The organism is Brevibacillus sp. 1238 (genome assembly GCF_029892995.1).
Lineage (GTDB): Bacteria > Bacillota > Bacilli > Brevibacillales > Brevibacillaceae > Brevibacillus > Brevibacillus parabrevis.
Window position 1 is genome coordinate 176,733 of the sequence record NZ_JARXWC010000009.1, and the last position, 18,302, is coordinate 195,034.

Sequence of the window (18,302 nt, forward strand, 5' to 3'; positions counted from 1 at the left end):
GCATGAGCAAGTACGAAACCGTCATCGGCCTGGAAGTCCACGCCGAGCTGTCGACCAACAGTAAAATTTTTTGCGGCTGCCCGACTGAGTTCGGCGCGCCGCCGAATACACATACATGCCCGATTTGTTTGGGACATCCGGGCGTTCTTCCCGTAACGAACAAGCAAGCGGTGGAGTTCGCGATGAAAGCGGCGCTTGCGCTCAACTGCGAGATTTCCCGCGAGACGAAGTTCGACCGGAAAAACTACTTTTACCCGGATTCTCCAAAAGCGTACCAAATCTCCCAGTACGACCAGCCGATCGGCTACAATGGCTGGATCGACATCGAGGTCAACGGAGAAACGAAGCGCATCGGCATCACGCGCCTCCATCTGGAGGAAGACGCGGGCAAGCTGACGCACAGTGACTTCGGGGGAGAATCGCTGGTCGACTTCAACCGCGTAGGTGTTCCGCTCGTGGAGATCGTCTCCGAGCCGGACATTCGCACGCCGGAAGAAGCTCGCGCCTACCTGGAGAAGCTGAAAGCGATCATCCAGTACACAGAAGTGTCCGATGTGCGCATGGAGCAAGGCTCGCTGCGTTGCGATGCCAACGTCTCGATTCGTCCGTACGGGCAAGAAGCGTTCGGAACGAAGACAGAACTGAAAAACATGAACTCTTTCCGCAACGTGCAGATGGGTCTGGAGTACGAGGTGCTGCGTCAGACGGAGGTTGTTTCTTCCGGCGGCACGATCGTGCAGGAGACACGCCGTTGGGATGAGGCGAATAAAAAGACGATTACGATGCGTTCCAAAGAGGAAGCGCACGACTACCGTTACTTCCCGGACCCTGATTTGGTGCGCATGCAAATTTCCGAAGAGTGGATCGAGGCCGTGCGCGCGACCATTCCGGAATTGCCGGATGCCCGCAAGGCTCGCTATGTGAACGAATACGGCCTGTCGCAAGCGGACGCGGAAGTCATCACGATCTCCAAGGAGACAGCGGATTTCTTCGACGAAACTGTGAAAACAGGAGCGGACGCCAAAGCTGTAGCCAACTGGCTGATGGTTGATTTGCTGGCACATCTCAATGCGAACAACCTGGCGTTTGCCGACGTGAAAATGACAGCGCAAGGCTTGGGCGACATGATCAAGCTGATTGCAGACGGAACCATCTCTTCGAAAATCGCCAAAACCGTCTTCAAAGAGATGGTGGAGACAGGCAAAGAGCCCAAGAAGATCGTCGAAGAAAAAGGACTGGTGCAAATCAGTGACGAGGGCGCCCTGCGTCAAATCGTCGTCGATGCCGTCAACTCCAATCCGCAAGCCGTGGCCGACTACAAGGCCGGAAACGAAAAAGCGGCAGCGTTCTTCGTGGGTCAAGTGATGAAGCAAACCAAAGGCAAAGCGAACCCGCCGATGGTCAACAAGCTGATCCAGGAAGTATTGAGCAGCCTCTAAGGATAAAAGCAGCAGCACGAACCCGAAAAAGGGAGCGTGCTGCTTTTTCTATGTAAAAAGTCGCATTCCAAAATGTCCCATACAAGGTAATATAGATGGTAAGTAGATGATAGGATGGGGGAGCATCGATGAAACGGAAATGGCAAGGAGCAGCTGTTGCTTTGTCTGCAACGATGGTGTTTGCAGGAATGGGAGGAACGGCATTGGCGGCAAGTCCCGGGTCTAGCCCAGCAAGCGCGACTGCTGCGAAAGTCGAAGCAAAGCTGCCTGCGCAAGCGCAAAAAATAGTAACGGCTTTGGAGCAGCTGGAGCCGTGGGTGAAGGCCATGACCGAGCGCGAAATCGATGTGCTTGATGCCGATCAAGGCTATGTGTATTTGGACATGTACGATCCGAAAAATACGAACGTCAGTGCCAGCCTGACTTTTGACAGCAAGACAGGTGAATTGATCAGCTTTGAATCTTCGGTGACAGCGAAAACGGAAAAAGACAGCGCCGTGCCGTCTGACAAGGAAATTTTGCAAAAAGCGATGACGTCGCTAGTCACCCTGCTGGGAGAAGCAAAGCTGAAAGGGCTTGGCTCTCCGGTGTTGTCCGTGTTAGTGCCTGATAGTGAGGAAGCGGAGCAAGTGGAAGCGGGAGGCACGCGGAACAGAGTCTTCTATCCGTTTCTGGTGAACGGGTTGCAAGTAAACGAAGGCAAATACGGAATCGAAGTCAATACGGATGAAGCGGGCCATCTTGTAGCACTGAATGTGTACCGTCTGGATTTGACGGGAATTAAAGTTCCCGATCCGAAATCCGCGCTGACGCCAGAGGCGGTCAAAAAGCAATATTTCATCCCTGACCGATTGGATCTCGGATACATGCAGGAAGGGAAAGACGGCAAGCCCGGCCTGCAATACACATTGCGAGTTTCGCCGATGATTGACGCGACAACGGGAACACAGATTGATCCGACGCGTGGAACTACAATCGACCAAGGCAAGCGCAGCAAGGCAACGATCAAAAACATCACACTTGCGCTTCCGGCCAAACCGCTCACGGCCAAAAGCAAGGCCGAAGCAGAAAAGGCAGTAATCAGCCTGTTCGGAATCGATACGAAAAAAGAGTACATCTACCCAGAGGAAGTCGCGGGGGATTACGATCATACGTATACGTGGTTTAATGAAGATCAAGATTACGCGTCCGTAACGTTTGAAAATGAGACGGGCAATTTGATTGCCAGCCAGTTTTTTGCATGGTCGGAGCAAAAGCCGGCTCCTTTGAAAAAGGAAGAGGCGCTGACAAAAGCGGTTGGCTTCCTGGAGCAGGTAGCGCCGGAAAGCTCAGCTTCCTTGCAGGTTGAGATACTCGAACCATACAAAGAGGCACCTTTGGCGGACTGGATGCTGGAACTGCTGGATGGAGAAGAACCGGAGCCGGAGCCAGGTCTGTATTACGCCTTCCTGTTCAGTGAAATGCACAAAGGCTTGCCGATCCTGGATCGCTACCATTGGATTTTGGTGAACAGCGAGGATGGCAAGGTTGCCCAATACTCCACTACGCTGCCGATGAAAAAGGTCGATTTTCCGGATGAAAAGCCAGCGGTGAGCGAGCAGCAGGCGGCTGAAATCATCGCGAAACAACTGCCGCTAAAGCAATCTTATTTGTGGACCAACTTCTACGGCATCCCGGCTCCATCCCTGTCTCTCGTCTACACGGTTGACAACAGCAAAGGCTGGCCATATGTAGATGCAGCCAAAGGCTCGATCGAGTGGATCGAAGACGAGGAATAACAGCGATTTTGTTCAAAAGAAAGACGCGGACATTTTACATGCCCGCGTTTTTTATTTTGCGCAATGCAACTCAACTATGGAGCAAGCAAACTGCACAGATACTCGCAGCTCTCTTAATTCGCAGTGAGCGCCGCGTGGATTTTTTCCAGCAAGCTGACGGCCAGACCCTCATTGCTTTCAATGACCGACAAAAGCTGAATCGCTTGCTGTGCGGTTGCTGGCTCATTTGGTTCACCGCCACTCGGGAAAGGGAACAGCTGGACAAGCTTGTTAAAGTCTTCGGCAATTGTCCGGTAGAGCGCTGCCGCTTCTTTAAGCTGCGGGCGCACCCCATCCAGCGATTCGTCTGTCCATGCATCGGCAACTTCCGCAAAGAAGCGGGAAGCGTTGTTTCGTGCATCGTGTACGACAGCCAAGGTGTAGGCGTTTCCGTTTGGTTCCACGCTTCCTTTTTCAAAAGCTTCCTTCCAAACCGGATAGGCAGCCAAGCCGTTCACGTAGCGATCACTTGGCCCTTCCTGAGTATGGTAATGCTTGAGCGCCGTTGCGATGGCGTTTGCAAGCATGGTGCGCTGGTCGATCGGAAGCGTGCTCTCGATTGCGAGCACAAACAGCTCCTCAATCAGTCCGCGTCCCAGATGCTCATAAGGGATCTTGGCGTCATTGTTGCAGTTGTCGCCAGCATGCAGCAGTTTGCTTGCATCCTCGTAGCCGTAAATCAGCGCAAACTCCGGCATGAACAAGTCCCAGGCGAGCACGGGGCAGCCTTTGTCAAGCGAGCTGTGAATCAACTCGATTGCTTGCGGCAAAAGAGCGGGAAGTTGCCGCTTTTCTCGTGCCGCTGAGCTGAGCAATGTCGGATTCACGAAAGTGGCGTTCGGCCCCGGCGTACCGTCCAGTTGTCCCTGGCAGACGGAGCGTGGCACAAAGCCCATGTTGCGCAGCCCTTCTTCCAGTACGGATTGAAAATCAAACATGGTCGGTCCCGCAATATGAATGTTTTTTGGAACGACAGTCAGGCGAAAAGCGTGGCCGCTTAATCCGATAACGGCTGGCAAAGACAGCTTGCGCTCCGTAAACTCCACTAATCCGTACAACGCCGCTCCACATGTAATCCAGGTCGGCTGCTTCATTGCCTCCGGTTTTCTCAATACAGCTTGTTTCATGATTCCCGCATCCTTTCGCGTCTTCACGTATTGGTCAACCACGACACGAATCCTTTCCTGCATGAGCTTTTTGCGAGAACGGGACAGCACTTGGTAGACATTGGCCTGCGTCATTTCGAACAGATGCGCGATCTCGTGGGGCGCGAGATGGTCAAAAAAGTGCGATTCGACAATTCGGCGCTCCCGCGGATTGAGACAGTGCAGCAAGCTTTTGATCGTCTCAAACAGTTCACGGCGCACCAATAGCTCTTCGGGGTTGCCGTTGTTTTCGACCGAGGCTGACCAGTTGCGGCCAAGCCTGTGCAAAATACTGTCGAGATCTTCCCAATCAGTAGCTTCAAGCTCGCTCGGCTGTCTCGTCAGGCCGGAAAAGACCTGCTCTTTTGTCTGCGGCCCTTTTTTCAGGCGCGTGTACGCTTGATTGCGCACAATCCGGTGCAGCCAAGGTAGAAAACGGCGGCTGTCGACCAGCGTACCCAGATGAAGAAAGGCGCGAATCAGCGCGTCCTGGACGATGTCTTCGGCAAGAAAAGCTTCCTGGGTATACGAGCGGGCATAGCCGTATACTTTTGCCCGATGCCGCCTCACCAGCTCGCCAAACGCTTCCTGATCCCCGGCTTTTGCCCTTTCCACCAAAATCTCGTCCTGTTCCTGTTGCTCTTCCGCTTGACTGGCAGGCTTGATAACCAAATGATCCATCCCAAATTCTCCTCGTTGTTAGTTGACTTACCGTATAGACTCCCGAGCGCCGGGTTTTCTGACAAAGGTGGCGGATTTGTAAGAAATTCCTCTCTATCCTATAATGAACATACACGAAGCAAAAGGGGGAAGAAAAGGTATGAAGCTGATTTCTGTCACGGGAGAAAGCGTGGCGCCCGGCAAAGGCGGTTCGCCATCCGATACATTTGACCGTTCGATTGCGACATGGGAAGCCAATAACCAGCAAAAAACCGTAACCGTTACATACTGTCGCTATTTCGGCAAAGTGCTGGCCGAGCGGGGGATTTACGACGAGGAGGCGGAAGGCGTGCCAGTCATGCATCTGGTAGCACCGCTTTTTGTGGAAAAGAACCCTGAGCAAAGAGAAACCCGCCACTACATCAACGATACCGAGAGCTTTGTTTCCTTGTTTGCAGGCTTTTCCTTGGCGGCTTGGAAAGATCGCTACGCGAGTGCTTTGAACTGAGTGTCGGCAGTCTCTGGCGGATTGAGGCCCAAACGCCTAAAAGTCGAAACATTCAGATCGGATAATCGGCACATATGCCAAACTTTTGAGAGGGCATGCTAAGGACAACCATTTATTGGAGCTGATTAGCATGTTTTCTTTTTGGATGACGCTTGTTCTTATGGTTTCTGCCCATTCGTCCGGTTTGTCCGGTTTCTCTGGTCTGCCCGGTTTGCCCGATTTGCCAGTAGCGCAAATGCCGCAAGCAGGAGCATGGTCTGCAGCTACTGCCGTCCAGGAGTTCGACGCCTTTTTGCAGGACTGGCGCGGCGGTCAAGAGCTGGCTTCGTTGCGCCATCCGCTGTTTGATCTGACGCGCGTATCGGGAGGCGCGGGAGACGTCCAGACGATTGTATTTTCCGGAGAGGCGCACGGCGACTCGGGGGAAGTCACGCTCATGTTTTATTCGTTAGAAGGTGACCGCATATACTTGCCGCCGGGCACAGTGTCTACAGCCCGCGTTGATGCGAAGCAACGCAAATTCCATATCGCCGCGAAAATACCGCGGGTGCTCCAAGGTCGTACGGGAGTCGTACAGGTGACATTTGCCGGGGAAAAAAGAGCTGCCTATTTGCTCAAGGTACAATTTTGACAACAAAGAAAAGCGAGGGAGAGGAGGACTGCCCTTGATAGAGGTAAAAGGCGCAAGCAAACAGTTTGGGACGGTCACAGCGGTCCGCGATCTGACGTTTCGCGTGGAAGAGGGCGAAGTGTACGGGCTGTTGGGCGAGAACGGAGCCGGCAAGACGACGACGATGCGCATGATGGCGACCATTCTCACGCCGACCGCCGGAGATATCGAGATCAGCGGCTTCTCGGTGCGGGAACAACCGCTGGAGGTGCGCCGCAGGATCGGCATTCTGTTTGGCGGAGAAGTCGGGCTGTACAGTCGTTTGACGGCGCGGGAAAATATCGCTTACTTCGGCAATTTATACGGACTGACTTCCTCACGGGTGCAAGAGAGGATTGACAATTTAAGCCGCATGCTGGACATGGAAACGTTCATCGACAGGCGTGTCGGGGCCTTTTCCCGGGGAATGAAGCAAAAAGTGGCGATTGCCCGCACGCTTGTCCACGATCCGGACGTCATTTTGCTGGATGAACCGACAACCGGGCTTGACGTGACAGCCGCCACGATTTTTCGCCGGATGGTGACCAGGCTGCAAGAGGAAGGAAAAACGATCCTCTTTTCCAGCCACAACATGGGCGAGATCAGCAAGCTGTGCAAACGGATCGCGTTGATGCACAAAGGCAAGCTGCGCTTCTCCGGGGATTTGGCCGCATTGCGCAAGCAGTACGGAACGGACGATTTGGACGATATCTTCATGGCAGTCGTGGAAGGGGGCGAGCTGTGATGGGCTGGCAAATCATCTGGACTGTCTTGAAAAAAGAGCTGCTGGATTTGTTTCGGGACAGAAAAGCGTGGATCGGGACTTTTCTTGTGCCGCTGGTCATCATCCCGTTTGTGTTTTTTCTGCTGGGCAATTCCTACAGCAATGTGGAAAAAGAAGCGCGAGAGTACGTGCCGCTGGCGATTCACGGCTCCTCACCGCTTATTGACATGCTGGCAAAAAATCCGGGCGTGCGCCTGATCGAGTCTGCTGATCCCGAGCAAGCGCTGCAAGCGGGACAGCTCCGCGCGATCATCACGATCCCGGAACGGTTCGACGAGGAAATCAAGGCAGGGAACACCGCCAAGCTGCTCGTCGCTTTTGACTCGACCAATACGAAGTCGGTCTACGCACGCGATCTGATCAAGCAAACGGTGGAGGCATACAGCAAAGAAATCGTGGCGAAGCGTTTGCAGCAAGCAGGCATGTCCGAAGCAGCGATTCAGCCGATCGCCGCTGATTTCCAGAACGTCGCGACAGAAGAAAGAAAGTCGGGCGGGATGCTGGCAGGCTTTATCCCGTTAATGCTCGTGGTTTCTCTCGCTTCGGGAGGGATCGCTGCGGCTAACGACCTCGTTGCGGGCGAAAAAGAGCGCGGGACAATGGAGTCGCTCCTGACTGCGCCAATCGCGGCCAACCATATTCTCACGGCAAAGCTTGTGGCTGTAATGATGATGAGCATGTTGAGCGCGATCGCTTCACTCATTTCCGTATCGCTCGTGTTCAGCATGGGGCCGCTCGGCGGAGGAGACAATGCTGCCTTTTCCTTCGCGTTTTTGTCGCCAGCCACTCTGTTGGTGCTGATCGTGGTGATTTTGCTTATGGCGGCCACTTTTGCCGGACTGGAGCTGATGCTCAGCACGATTGCCAAGTCGTTCAAAGAAGGGCAGACGTATATGAGCGCCGTGATCTTTTTGGCGATGGTGCCGTCGTACATGCTGATGCCGCAAAGTCCGGTGGACATCGCCGAGCATTATTACGTGTTGCCCGTCTTCAACGGCGTGGCGCTTTGCAAGGAAGTGTTTTACGGCAAGGTCGATCCGCTGCATGCCCTGCTTGGCATCGGTTCTTCGCTTGTGTACGTAGCGATTACGATTGCTTTCGCATCACGGCTGTTTCGCAGAGAGGGAGCGGGATTAAAAAACTGATCGGAGGAGCATGACTGCCTGTTTTTTGCCTGTGCCGCCGCCATTTGAAGAAAGCTGGTGAAATGGTTGTGAAGCCGCTGTATCTGGGAGTGCTGTATATTTTGGCCTCGGCTGCGGGGTTTGGCGTGATGTCCATTTTTGCCGTCTACGCCTACGGAGCCGGGGTTTCGGTTTCCACGCTTTTGTTTTTGCGCTTTTTGTTCGCCGCGGGGCTGTTTTTTGGCTTGCTTGCCTTGCGTAAAGAGTCGCTGCGGCTGAATCGGCGCCAGGTGCTTGCCCTGTTTTGTTTGGGCGGGGTGTTGTATACGCTGCAATCGCTCAGTTTTTTCTCGGCGGTTCAGCACATCCCGACCTCGATGGCAGCGCTGTTGCTTTATACGTTCCCCGTGTTTGTAGCTGTATTGAGTTATTTTGTGGATAAAGAGCCGCTGACGCGCAAGACCGTTTTTGCCATGCTGCTGTCTCTGGTGGGGCTTGGACTGGTGCTTGGGCTATCGTTTGGCGGGGTTAAAATGCTCGGCGTCTTGCTCGCGCTTGCGGCAGCGCTGTTCTACTCGGTGTACATCATCGTGGGCAATCGGATCGTCAAAGGATTGTCGCCATATGTGACCTCGGGGTACATCTCGTTGTTTGCAGCCGTGTCGACCTTTTTGATCGCGCAAAAGGATGGCGGCGTCGATCTGGCTTTTGCGCCAACTGGCTGGTGGGCTTTGGGCGGCATCGTCGTTTTTTCTACGGTGATGGCGATCAGCTTTTTCTTCCGCGGCCTTCAACTGATCAGTTCGACAAAAGCTTCCGTGCTCAGCACATTTGAGCCGGTCGTGACGTTTTTCTTTTCGGCTCTGTTGTTCGGCGAGGCGTTCAGCATGCTGCAACTGCTCGGCGGAGGTGCTGTGCTGGCGGGAGCGGCCCTGATCGTGGCGGGGAATGATGCGAAGTCCAGTCAGGTTCAGCAGGTTCAGGAAGGCGTGAATACGTAAAGCCGCCTGCCTGCCTCCAAAAATAAAACAGCGCTCCTGCGCGGCACATACGCTGCGGACAGGAGCGCTGTTCTTTTTTAGGGAAAGGTAACAAACAAACTAGGCTTCCATCCGGGAGCGGATCAGCCAGCCAGCGCCGTACACGCCAGCGTCGTTGCCAAGAGTGGCAGGCAAAATTTGTGTGGATTCTACGACGTAAGTGAAGGGAACAAATCGGGTAAACGAATCGCGGATGCGCGAAAAGAGGAAGTCTCCTGCTGCCGCTACGCCGCCCCCAATCACAAACTTGACCGGGTTCAGCACGATAGCCAGGTGGGAGAGCGCAAGCCCCAGATAGAGCGCCACATGATCGGCGATGGCGAGTGAGGCTGCGTCGCCTGCTATAGCTGCGTCGAATACGTCTTTTGCCCCGATCTTGCCTGTCTCGGCAAGTACGCGGGCGAGGTGCGGGCTTGTTCCGTTCGTTGCGGCCAGATGCCCTTCGCGAATAATGGCCGTGGCAGAGGTGAACGTTTCCAGGCAGCCTGTTTTCCCGCAATTGCAAGGTGCTCCGCCAGTAGGGGCCATCGTAATGTGTCCAATCTCGCCGCCGACCCCGTTCATGCCGTGAATTACATTTCCGTTCAAAATCACACCGCCGCCGACGCCCGTTCCAATCGTAATCAGCACGAGGTCTTGTGCGCCTTGCCCGGCCCCTTGCCACATCTCGCCCAGTGCTGCCGCATTGGCATCGTTGTCAACTTCGACGGGACGCCCTGTAAGTGCTTCCAGCTTTTGTTTCAGCAAAACCGGCTTGGTCCAGTGCAAGTTGACCGCCTGCATCACGATGCCGTTTTTCGCGTCGATCGGTCCGGGGATGCCGACCCCGATTCCACTCGCCTGTTCCAGACTATAGCCGTGCTCGTGCAAAAGGGCGCGGGTCATCCCTGCGATTTTTTGCAAAACGCCGTCTTCGCCTTCTGCAACAGGTGTCGGTTCCTGGATTTTGGCTACAAGCTCGCCGTTCGGTGTAATCAACGCCATTTTGATGGCTGTTCCGCCCACATCAACACCAACGATGATTTGTTTCACAACCGTCCCCCCACTCTCCTTTTTCCCATCTTTTTCTATCTTATCACGCTACATTCCGCATAGCGATTCCCAAAAATGGCTATACAGGATATGATGGAAGGAAGTACACCCGCGAGCGAGGGAAGGAAGAAGGGATCTGCCTTGAAACGAGCCAGATTAATCTATAATCCAAGCTCCGGCCGGGAGATCGTGCGTCGGCGATTGCCGGATATTCTCGATTTGATGGAGTCGGCCGGATACGAGACATCCTGTCATGCAACCAGAGGGGAAGATGACGCGACCGAAGAGGCTGCCCGAGCGGTAGCCCGCGGCTTTGACGTCATCCTGGCTGCTGGTGGAGACGGAACCATATACGAAGTCGTGAACGGGATGGCAGAGCAAAAAGCTCGCCCAACCCTTGGAATTATCCCCTGCGGCACCAGCAACGATTTTGCCCGAGCGGTAGGCATCCCCAAGTCGATCACACGCGCTACGGAAATCATCGCCAAGGGCAAGAAAAAGCGCATCGACCTGGGGCGAATCAACAATCGCTACTTCATGAACATCGCAGGCGGCGGCTCGCTCACCAACCTGACGTACGAAGTCCCGAGCAAGCTGAAGACGCTCATGGGACAGATGGCGTACTACGTCAAAGGCTTGGAGAAGCTGCCGTCCCTGCACCCGATCCGCGTCCGCTTGGAGAGCCGCAAGGAAGTGCTTTTGGATGAAGAGATCATGGTGTTCCTTATTGCCAACAGCCACTCGGTAGGCGGCTTCGACAAGCTTGCCCCGGAAGCGGATTTGTCAGACGGCAAGCTGGATGTCATCGTCGTCAAAAAGATGAACATCGCCGAGTTTATTCGCCTCGCTACACAGGCGGTTCGCGGCGAGCATTTGCGGGACCCAAACATTTTGTATTTCCAGGCAGACTACATCAAAGCGACCTCGCCATCCGGCGAAGTGGTCCAGCTCAACCTGGATGGCGAGCTGGGCGGGCAGTTGCCTTGTGTCGTGGAAGCTTTGCCAGGTCATATCGAGTTGTTCGTCCCGTAGGAAGATAGTAAAATGAATAGCAACAAGCCGTAGGGATGCCGCTTTCGCTGTGCATCCCTGCCTGTTTGCTACGGAAAACAGGCGAGGCAGACAGAGCGCGAGACAAAAGGAGCAAAAGAAAAGTGGCGAAAACAACAAAAAGACGGCGCGGACCGCAGCAAACTGCCAAGGTAGAGCTGGACGTTCCGGTTCGTGTCGGACAAACTGTGGAAGTGGAGATAACCGGACTGAACCACGAAGGCGCTGGCGTCGGCCGGATTGAAGGATATACGCTGTTCGTCGACGGCGCACTCGCAGGAGAGCGCGTCCATGCGCGCGTCGACCATGTCAAAAAGAACTTCGGCTTCGCCAAACTGACCAAAGTGTCAATAGCGAGCACATTCCGCTCACAGCCGCCCTGTCCGCTGTACGACCGTTGCGGCGGCTGTTCGTTGCAGCACTTGGCATACGAGGAGCAACTGCGTCACAAGCAGCAAATCGTGCGGGACAACCTGCGGCGCATCGGCGGCTTCCAGGTGGAGGGAGACGGAGCAATCACCGTTCATCCGACACTCGGCATGAGCGAGCCGTGGCGTTACCGCAACAAGGCCCAAGTGCCAATCGGTGAGGAAAACGGCGCCTTGGTCGGCGGATTTTACGCCGAAAAGTCCCACTCCATCATCGACATGCACGAATGCCTCATCCAGCACCAAAAAAACGACGAGGCGGTCGCAACGGTGAAGAAGGCCGCAACTGACCTTGGCATCAAGCCATACGATGAAGTGCGCGGCTCAGGCTTGCTCCGCCATGTGGTCGTCAAAGTCGGGGTCAAGACGGGAGAAGTCATGGTCGTGCTCGTGACGACCGAGGAGACGCTTCCGCAGCGTGACAAGCTCGTGGAAGCGATCCGCACCGAAGTGGCAGGCGTAACGAGCATCGTGCAAAACATCAACCCGGACAAGACCAACGTCATTTTCGGCAAAAAGACGGTAACGCTCTGGGGCAGCGATGTCATCTACGATTACATCGGAGCGATCAAATTCGCCATCTCGGCGCGCTCGTTCTACCAGGTCAACCCCGCCCAGACGGAAGTGCTGTACAATAAAACGCTGGAATACGCCGGAGCGACAGGAACCGAAACGGTCATCGACGCCTACTGCGGCATCGGAACGATCTCGCTCTTTTTGGCGCAAAAGTCCAAGCATGTCTACGGCGTGGAAATCGTCCCAGAAGCGATCGAGGACGCCAACCGCAACGCCAAACTGAACGGTGTGGAAAACGCAACGTTCGAGGCAGGCCCCGCGGAGGTCGTGATTCCCGCGTGGAAAGAGCAAGGAATACGGGCCGATGTAATTGTCGTCGACCCGCCACGCAAGGGCTGCGACGAGGCGCTTTTGACGACGATTTTGGAGATGCAACCAGAGCGCGTGGTGTACGTGTCGTGCAACCCGTCCACGCTGGCACGGGATTTGAAGGTGTTGGCGGAGAAGTACGAGGTGCGGGAAGTGCAGCCGGTGGATATGTTTCCGCATACGGGGCATGTGGAGTCGGTGGCTTTGTTGGTATATAAGGGTTTTGGATATGCTGAAACCACGTTCGGGGCGATATTAAATCATCCATTCTTCTGATGAAATCAAATCAAACGAAGGATAGTTGCTCAATTGAACCTAAATACAGGGGATTCGATAACCTTGCGAAATGCAGATTTGGTATTAATACAGCTTGCATTATCGCTTTATATTGCAGTGAAGCTTGAAATCACAAAGGTTAATTAAATGATCGTTCCGTCAACAGCCCTCCGGAGATTTCCGGGGGGATTTTTTTACCAACAATTTGAGCGCCTCGATCTGTTCGGGGCTATTTTTATTGCCTGATGAGGCAGGGTGGAAGGTGTACATGGAGGGATTTTACAAGGTAACGTTTGCAGGTGGAAGTACAACAGGTACATTCTTATTTGGTGGTTTGCCTGTGTTGCTTAGCGTCCTAGGTGCGTTCGTTATTTTCGACTTTGTAGTTGCTTTAGGTGACCAAAACTTTATTCGCGATGCAACGATCTTCTGCTATCTGGCCGGCGAGCTATTGTCAATATTATTGGGAGGATATTGAACCAAAGTTCGATAAAATAGTTGCAGCATTTGAAGCTTCATTTAGTGCAATGGCTGACGAAATTGTAGAGGCTTTTGACTATTTGTATGCAAAAGGAATAATCGACTATCATAATATCCCTAAAAGGCTGTTAAATGATGCTGGGGACGGTGTTGATTTAGGCCAGTTTGATAAGAGAGTTGATGGAAATACGAGAGAGAATGAAAAAACCGGTTGGAGTATTCAATTCAAAAAGATAGGGGCAATAAACCGCATGGTGGAAGTGCATGGAAACATAGAGATAGTAAAGGGAAACGCAAGGCAACATTAGATGATACAGGTAAAATCCTTCGTGATTAAGAAAAAGGAGGGTGTTTGGTGGAAATTGCTAAGATAGTTGAGGGTTTATGGGGAAGCAAATGGTCTCCTTCTATGGATCTGGAACCAGATAATATGTGTGAAACTTTTCTCCTGGAACATAGCCATCTTGTAGCTGATCGCTTCCCTGAAAATAGCTTTTATCTGGATAGATTCCCATTGCAAATAAAAGATCAATCGGCTTTTGAAAAGGTGAACATTTTTTTCGACAAGACTGTGGATGATCCAAACCTGCTTTCTTTATATTTAAGAGAAGAAGAGAAATTTAAGCAGGTACTCCGTAAGCTTTGGGTGTACAATTCTGTTTGGATCGAAACAGCATTGCCTAGCGTAAACGAGGAGATAGTAGTAGATACGATAAACAGTGATACCCAAAAAATAAGGGCGAAAGAAATTCATTCACAGCTAAAAGCATCTGGAAGCAAGAGTATGAAATTAGCGAACCTGCATGATTTTGAAATATTAGTCGAGCTGGGACTCAGAGAGAAAGTTTCAACCGTGTTTATTTTTGAAAATATGAAGATTTGTGTATGGTCAAATTTTGATTTTTCTCTACCCGTGTATTCCAAAGATGAAAAATACACGCAGCTACTCCACAGGATTTGTACCACAGAGGAAATATTTTTACGCCCTTTGAATGATTGATGATGGAAGATTTTCAAAGGTTTTGAGGATTGGCTCGGATTAACAAAGTGGGTCGACACTCCCGAATGTGGAGAGTGCGGCTGTGTTGGTGGGGAAAAACTATTAGCATGGATGAAAAAGAAGCGGGCAAAGTACCGCTTCTTTTTCGATTTAATACAAGGAGCGAAAATAGCTAGAAAATAATTTTAAATAAAAAGCAAGGGAATGAATTACGCTCACTCCCTTGCTTAAAAATGTATTACTTTTTATTTCTTACGTTAATCCAACTTGCTTCCCACACATTATACGAATTGTTAGCAACTTCTTCGTACGTGTACCAATCTTCAGTTCCCCCGTTTGGATCGACCATAATTACATAGTTTGTATTATCACCAGGTTTATTGAAATAGCCATTGATGATAAGAACGTGTCCATTTCCTTTTTGCTTCTTTTTAAATACTACAACTGGTCGGCCTTTGTCGATTGATGATTTAATTTCATTCCAAGTAGCGGCTGTTGCTTTGTAGTCTCCATAAATACCTTTTTCATTTAGCTTGTCAGTGAATTGGCTTTTAAAAATGGTAACGTTATCTGTGCTTCCATTTACAAACTTTGCGTATTCTGATTGGGACATTTTTTTTTCATAGAGCTCCAAAAGCATCACTGAGACGGCACTCCAGCACCACTGCGATTTTTCTTGAGAAACAGGTTTGATTTTAATTTGAGGATCTGGGTAATCTTTTTTTCCAGCAAATGCAGCAGTGTTTGGTAAAAGCAAAAGAACAGCGGCCAAAAATAGAGCTAAAAAATTTTTGAATCTCAATGAAACTGCCATGGAATCGCCTCCTAATTATCTTTTATGTAATAAATTTACTTTTAATATAATAATATCTTTAAATTACAAAAAATGAAATTATATTCAACCGATTTTAATTGTGGCTGAATTTTTTGTTATTTTATACTCTTCATGATTAAATACAGAAAAAATTAAAGTAGTGATTGGTAAACATGTCACAGGTTGAGTGGGTGTACGTAGTAATGATACGTGTCCGAAATAGGCCACTATAGTAAAATAAAATGAATCAGTGAGAACCTTCCACGGAGGCAAATATGGCAAACGAATCCTTTCTAGCTAACGTAAAGCTACTAATCCAAATGCACTCCCAAGGCCTCCTCGGCGGCGAAACAATGCCAGAAGATGCGCTCCTCGGCATTGTCCCTGAGAACGATCTGCCCAACGTATTAACACTGGGCATGGCCTTAAACTACCAAAGAAACTCATACACCCTATGGCAATCAATCGCACAGGCGTACCAAGATGAAAGGATTAGATGGATATTCAATCCGCATGCAGTATCCAAAAGTAGCATAGAGGAACTGCGTCAAGCACTGCTCCAGGAGCGTGTAGCCTTGCAGCCTAATCGACACCCGGAAATTTGGAAGAGCGTCTCAATCGGAATTACTCAATCTTCATTAAAAGGTGACGTTGCCGGAATGCTAGAATCCGTTCAATTTGACATCGCCAGCTTGAAAAACATGATGCAAGTAACGCGTAAACGCGAATTTCCGTATTTGTCCGGTCCGAAAATTTTCAATTATTGGCTGTACGTAATGGAGACGTATACAGGGGTAAAGTGGAAATCCCGCGAGCTGATTACAATTGCCCCCGACACGCACATCATGAAAGCCACGGTAAAATTGGATCTGTGCTCGTCGGACGTCCTGGATGGAACGGCTGAGGACAGGAACCTTGTTGCGGAAGCATGGGAAAAGGCACTGCGTGATAGCGGGTTGGCTCCGATTGACGTTCACACACCTTTATGGTTGTGGAGCAGGGCCGGATTTCCACCGCTGTCCGGTGACGTATCAAGGTCATGAGACACTGATTCTCAACCGTGGCATTGAAAAAGGATGTTAACAAGAAAGACACGGAATGGATCTTCCGTGTCTTTTAATAATCAGTTGTATTGCAACGGACCAGATAGCGAGTGGTCCTGAAATGTCCGGCTTTCCAGGTTGCAGGGGGATATTGTTTGTTTTTGCGATTGCAATCTTTAGTTCTCGATTAGATAGCTCTTTTAGTATTGGGCAGTACCAAGAAATGTATAGATCAAATGGGAGGAATGTTTTATTATAGGCATGAGAGTGAATGGCTATCCTTTAGCGGGGAAAAATAGACAGACAGAGATAGTTAAAGTCAGATTTTCGAGGATAGGCTGTGGTTTTTGACAGAAAATGAATCCTCGAAAAAAGAGTGGTTTCTTGTTGGCACTGAGTATGAAAAAAGCCTTGGTGTGACTGGGTTGAGCATGTTAGTCAAAGTCGGTTACATTGAAGACCCGAAAAGTTAGGGGACTGAAACATAAGTTTATGGGTTGCTTCTGTCATACCTGTTCACGTTACATTGAAGACCCGAAAAGTTAGGGGACTGAAACTTGCAAGTACATTCGCGGCTGGGGTTATATCAAAACATGTTACATTGAAGACCCGAAAAGTTAGGGGACTGAAACCAATATACCTCTGCAAGCTTCTCCCAATACGGCAACTCGGTTACATTGAAGACCCGAAAAGTTAGGGGACTGAAACCTCTGAATCCGTATGTTCTGCCCACCCCTGTGCTGGATGTTACATTGAAGACCCGAAAAGTTAGGGGACTGAAACGGGCACGAAAGGGAATAGTATCGCAGTAGCCATTGTGGGTTACATTGAAGACCCGAAAAGTTAGGGGACTGAAACGAGGACAGCCCCCTTTTCATAGACGCGACCTGCCGCCAGTTACATTGAAGACCCGAAAAGTTAGGGGACTGAAACCATCGTTACCAGGAGATCGTTGACAACATACAGCCAGGTTACATTGAAGACCCGAAAAGTTAGGGGACTGAAACTGAAATGCTATTTGTTGAACAGTTTGTTACCAAAGGAGTTACATTGAAGACCCGAAAAGTTAGGGGACTGAAACCGAAAGAAACAGGGGACGCATTCGCGTATCTGTACAAGTTACATTGAAGACCCGAAAAGTTAGGGGACTGAAACTGAATCTTCCGCCGCCGCAGTTTCCACAAGTACCCGCCGTTACATTGAAGACCCGAAAAGTTAGGGGACTGAAACAAAACCGGCGTGACAAGTAGATGCTCGGCCTTTGTCGGTTACATTGAAGACCCGAAAAGTTAGGGGACTGAAACGGCGCTTTTCTAGCGCATCGACATTTTGGTATTTGGCGTTACATCGAAGACCCGAAAAGTTAGGAGCCTGAAAAGCTCAGTCAACATGTGTAGTTTTTGAACGACCTTGTTCTTGAGGTAGTAGCAAGCTGCCTCAAAGCTGCCGACAACGAATAACATCCAGTAAACAACAAGAAGCATCCTCTGCTATTGGAGGATGCTTCATTTTTAGAGCTATTTGATCTCAAAATCGTGTAGCTGTTGTATTTGCCAAGTGCTATGTGCTTTCTCGGATTTTTTGGGTCCAAGTTGATTACTTTTTTCACAACACATCCAGCATGAACAGTGAATTTTACCTTTGGCTAATCGACCGTAATCATCATTTTTTACTTTCCACTCATAATGCTTGATGATACTCAACCTACGATTAATAACTCGCTTACGATGGTGTCGGTAATAAGCTCGATTTCGATTGGATTGGTACGGCTTTAACATATAAAATCACGCTCCCCCGGCAGATGAGCTTAGCCTGTAAAAGCCCCCAGGGAAATGTTTGGGCTGTTACAGGCTAAGCATGGAGGGAGCGGTGAGGCGATAATGGATCACATTCCTCACTCCTATGCATGTGATATAAAGTAAATTTACTGATTAAACATTAAAAACGCAATCCAAACAAAAGTAAAACTCCTTCAGAATGTGGAGTAAAGGTGGTTAATTTGTTCGATAACACTATTTACAAACGTAGAAAACTGGACTGTCAACACCAAACTAGACAGATTTCTTAAGTGCTTTCTGTTTGTAAACGAGTGGACTCAAATACCCCAATGTCGAGTGAATTCTTGTTT

At 50.6% G+C, this 18,302-nt stretch carries 15 protein-coding genes and 1 CRISPR repeat array; of the genes, 12 read left to right on the forward strand and 3 right to left on the reverse strand.

The features are described from left to right. Positions 1–2: 2 nt before the first annotated feature. Positions 3–1,439 carry an Asp-tRNA(Asn)/Glu-tRNA(Gln) amidotransferase subunit GatB gene (gene gatB / locus M2298_RS20020; RefSeq protein ID WP_122965527.1) on the forward strand — a complete coding sequence of 479 codons (1,437 nt, stop codon included), beginning with the start codon at positions 3–5 and terminating at the stop codon, positions 1,437–1,439. A gap of 128 nt (positions 1,440–1,567) precedes the next feature. After that, the gene (locus M2298_RS20025) at positions 1,568–3,217 is read left to right on the forward strand and encodes a YcdB/YcdC domain-containing protein (protein ID WP_280648997.1); all 1,650 of its coding nucleotides are present in this window, start codon (positions 1,568–1,570) and stop codon (positions 3,215–3,217) included. Between the two features lie 113 nt (positions 3,218–3,330). Here M2298_RS20025 and M2298_RS20030 read toward each other — a convergent pair whose 3' ends face one another. Continuing rightward, a complete protein-coding gene (locus tag M2298_RS20030) occupies positions 3,331–5,082 on the reverse strand; it encodes an RNA polymerase sigma factor (RefSeq protein ID WP_274874831.1) in 1,752 nt (583 codons plus the stop codon). Between the two features lie 139 nt (positions 5,083–5,221). Between M2298_RS20030 and M2298_RS20035 the strand changes: the two genes are divergently transcribed. The 5 genes from M2298_RS20035 to M2298_RS20055 all read left to right on the forward strand — a co-directional run bounded on the left by M2298_RS20035 (position 5,222) and on the right by M2298_RS20055 (position 9,127). Beyond that, a complete protein-coding gene (locus tag M2298_RS20035; RefSeq protein ID WP_280648998.1) occupies positions 5,222–5,569 on the forward strand; it encodes a hypothetical protein in 348 nt (115 codons plus the stop codon). Between the two features lie 130 nt (positions 5,570–5,699). Beyond that, the gene (locus M2298_RS20040) at positions 5,700–6,200 is read left to right on the forward strand and encodes a hypothetical protein (RefSeq protein WP_280648999.1); all 501 of its coding nucleotides are present in this window, start codon (positions 5,700–5,702) and stop codon (positions 6,198–6,200) included. Positions 6,201–6,234: 34 nt separating this feature from the next. Beyond that, positions 6,235–6,963 carry an ABC transporter ATP-binding protein gene (locus tag M2298_RS20045; protein ID WP_173597864.1) on the forward strand — a complete coding sequence of 243 codons (729 nt, stop codon included), beginning with the start codon at positions 6,235–6,237 and terminating at the stop codon, positions 6,961–6,963. Then, on the forward strand, positions 6,963–8,147 hold the full coding sequence (locus M2298_RS20050) for an ABC transporter permease (RefSeq protein WP_122965521.1): 1,185 nt from the start codon (positions 6,963–6,965) through the stop codon (positions 8,145–8,147). Before M2298_RS20045 ends, M2298_RS20050 begins: the two co-directional genes overlap by 1 nt. Before the next feature lie 68 nt (positions 8,148–8,215). Continuing rightward, positions 8,216–9,127 (forward strand): DMT family transporter, encoded by a 912-nt coding sequence (locus M2298_RS20055; protein ID WP_122965620.1) that lies wholly within the window; start codon positions 8,216–8,218, stop codon positions 9,125–9,127. Between the two features lie 99 nt (positions 9,128–9,226). On the opposite strand, the gene M2298_RS20060 is transcribed toward M2298_RS20055, so the two are convergent. Beyond that, positions 9,227–10,198 (reverse strand): ROK family glucokinase, encoded by a 972-nt coding sequence (locus tag M2298_RS20060; RefSeq protein WP_173599472.1) that lies wholly within the window; start codon positions 10,196–10,198, stop codon positions 9,227–9,229. Positions 10,199–10,339: 141 nt separating this feature from the next. Between M2298_RS20060 and M2298_RS20065 the strand changes: the two genes are divergently transcribed. The 4 genes from M2298_RS20065 to M2298_RS20080 all read left to right on the forward strand — a co-directional run bounded on the left by M2298_RS20065 (position 10,340) and on the right by M2298_RS20080 (position 14,317). Further along, positions 10,340–11,230, forward strand: coding sequence for a diacylglycerol kinase (locus tag M2298_RS20065; RefSeq protein WP_122965519.1), 891 nt, complete (start codon positions 10,340–10,342; stop codon positions 11,228–11,230). A gap of 122 nt (positions 11,231–11,352) precedes the next feature. Further along, on the forward strand, positions 11,353–12,837 hold the full coding sequence (gene rlmD, locus M2298_RS20070; RefSeq protein WP_280649000.1) for a 23S rRNA (uracil(1939)-C(5))-methyltransferase RlmD: 1,485 nt from the start codon (positions 11,353–11,355) through the stop codon (positions 12,835–12,837). 395 nt (positions 12,838–13,232) lie between these two features. Further along, positions 13,233–13,625 (forward strand): hypothetical protein, encoded by a 393-nt coding sequence (locus M2298_RS20075; protein WP_280649001.1) that lies wholly within the window; start codon positions 13,233–13,235, stop codon positions 13,623–13,625. Between the two features lie 47 nt (positions 13,626–13,672). Beyond that, positions 13,673–14,317, forward strand: a complete 645-nt coding sequence (locus M2298_RS20080) for a hypothetical protein (RefSeq protein WP_280649002.1) — start codon at positions 13,673–13,675, stop codon at positions 14,315–14,317. Positions 14,318–14,555: 238 nt separating this feature from the next. Here M2298_RS20080 and M2298_RS20085 read toward each other — a convergent pair whose 3' ends face one another. Beyond that, the gene (locus M2298_RS20085) at positions 14,556–15,131 is read right to left on the reverse strand and encodes a C39 family peptidase (RefSeq protein ID WP_280649003.1); all 576 of its coding nucleotides are present in this window, start codon (positions 15,129–15,131) and stop codon (positions 14,556–14,558) included. A 275-nt stretch (positions 15,132–15,406) separates the two neighbouring features. Between M2298_RS20085 and M2298_RS20090 the strand changes: the two genes are divergently transcribed. After that, on the forward strand, positions 15,407–16,174 hold the full coding sequence (locus M2298_RS20090) for a hypothetical protein (RefSeq protein ID WP_280649004.1): 768 nt from the start codon (positions 15,407–15,409) through the stop codon (positions 16,172–16,174). A gap of 447 nt (positions 16,175–16,621) precedes the next feature. After that, positions 16,622–17,552: direct repeats of the CRISPR family, unit length 37 nt; unit sequence GTTACATTGAAGACCCGAAAAGTTAGGGGACTGAAAC. The last annotated feature ends 750 nt before the right edge of the window (positions 17,553–18,302 follow it).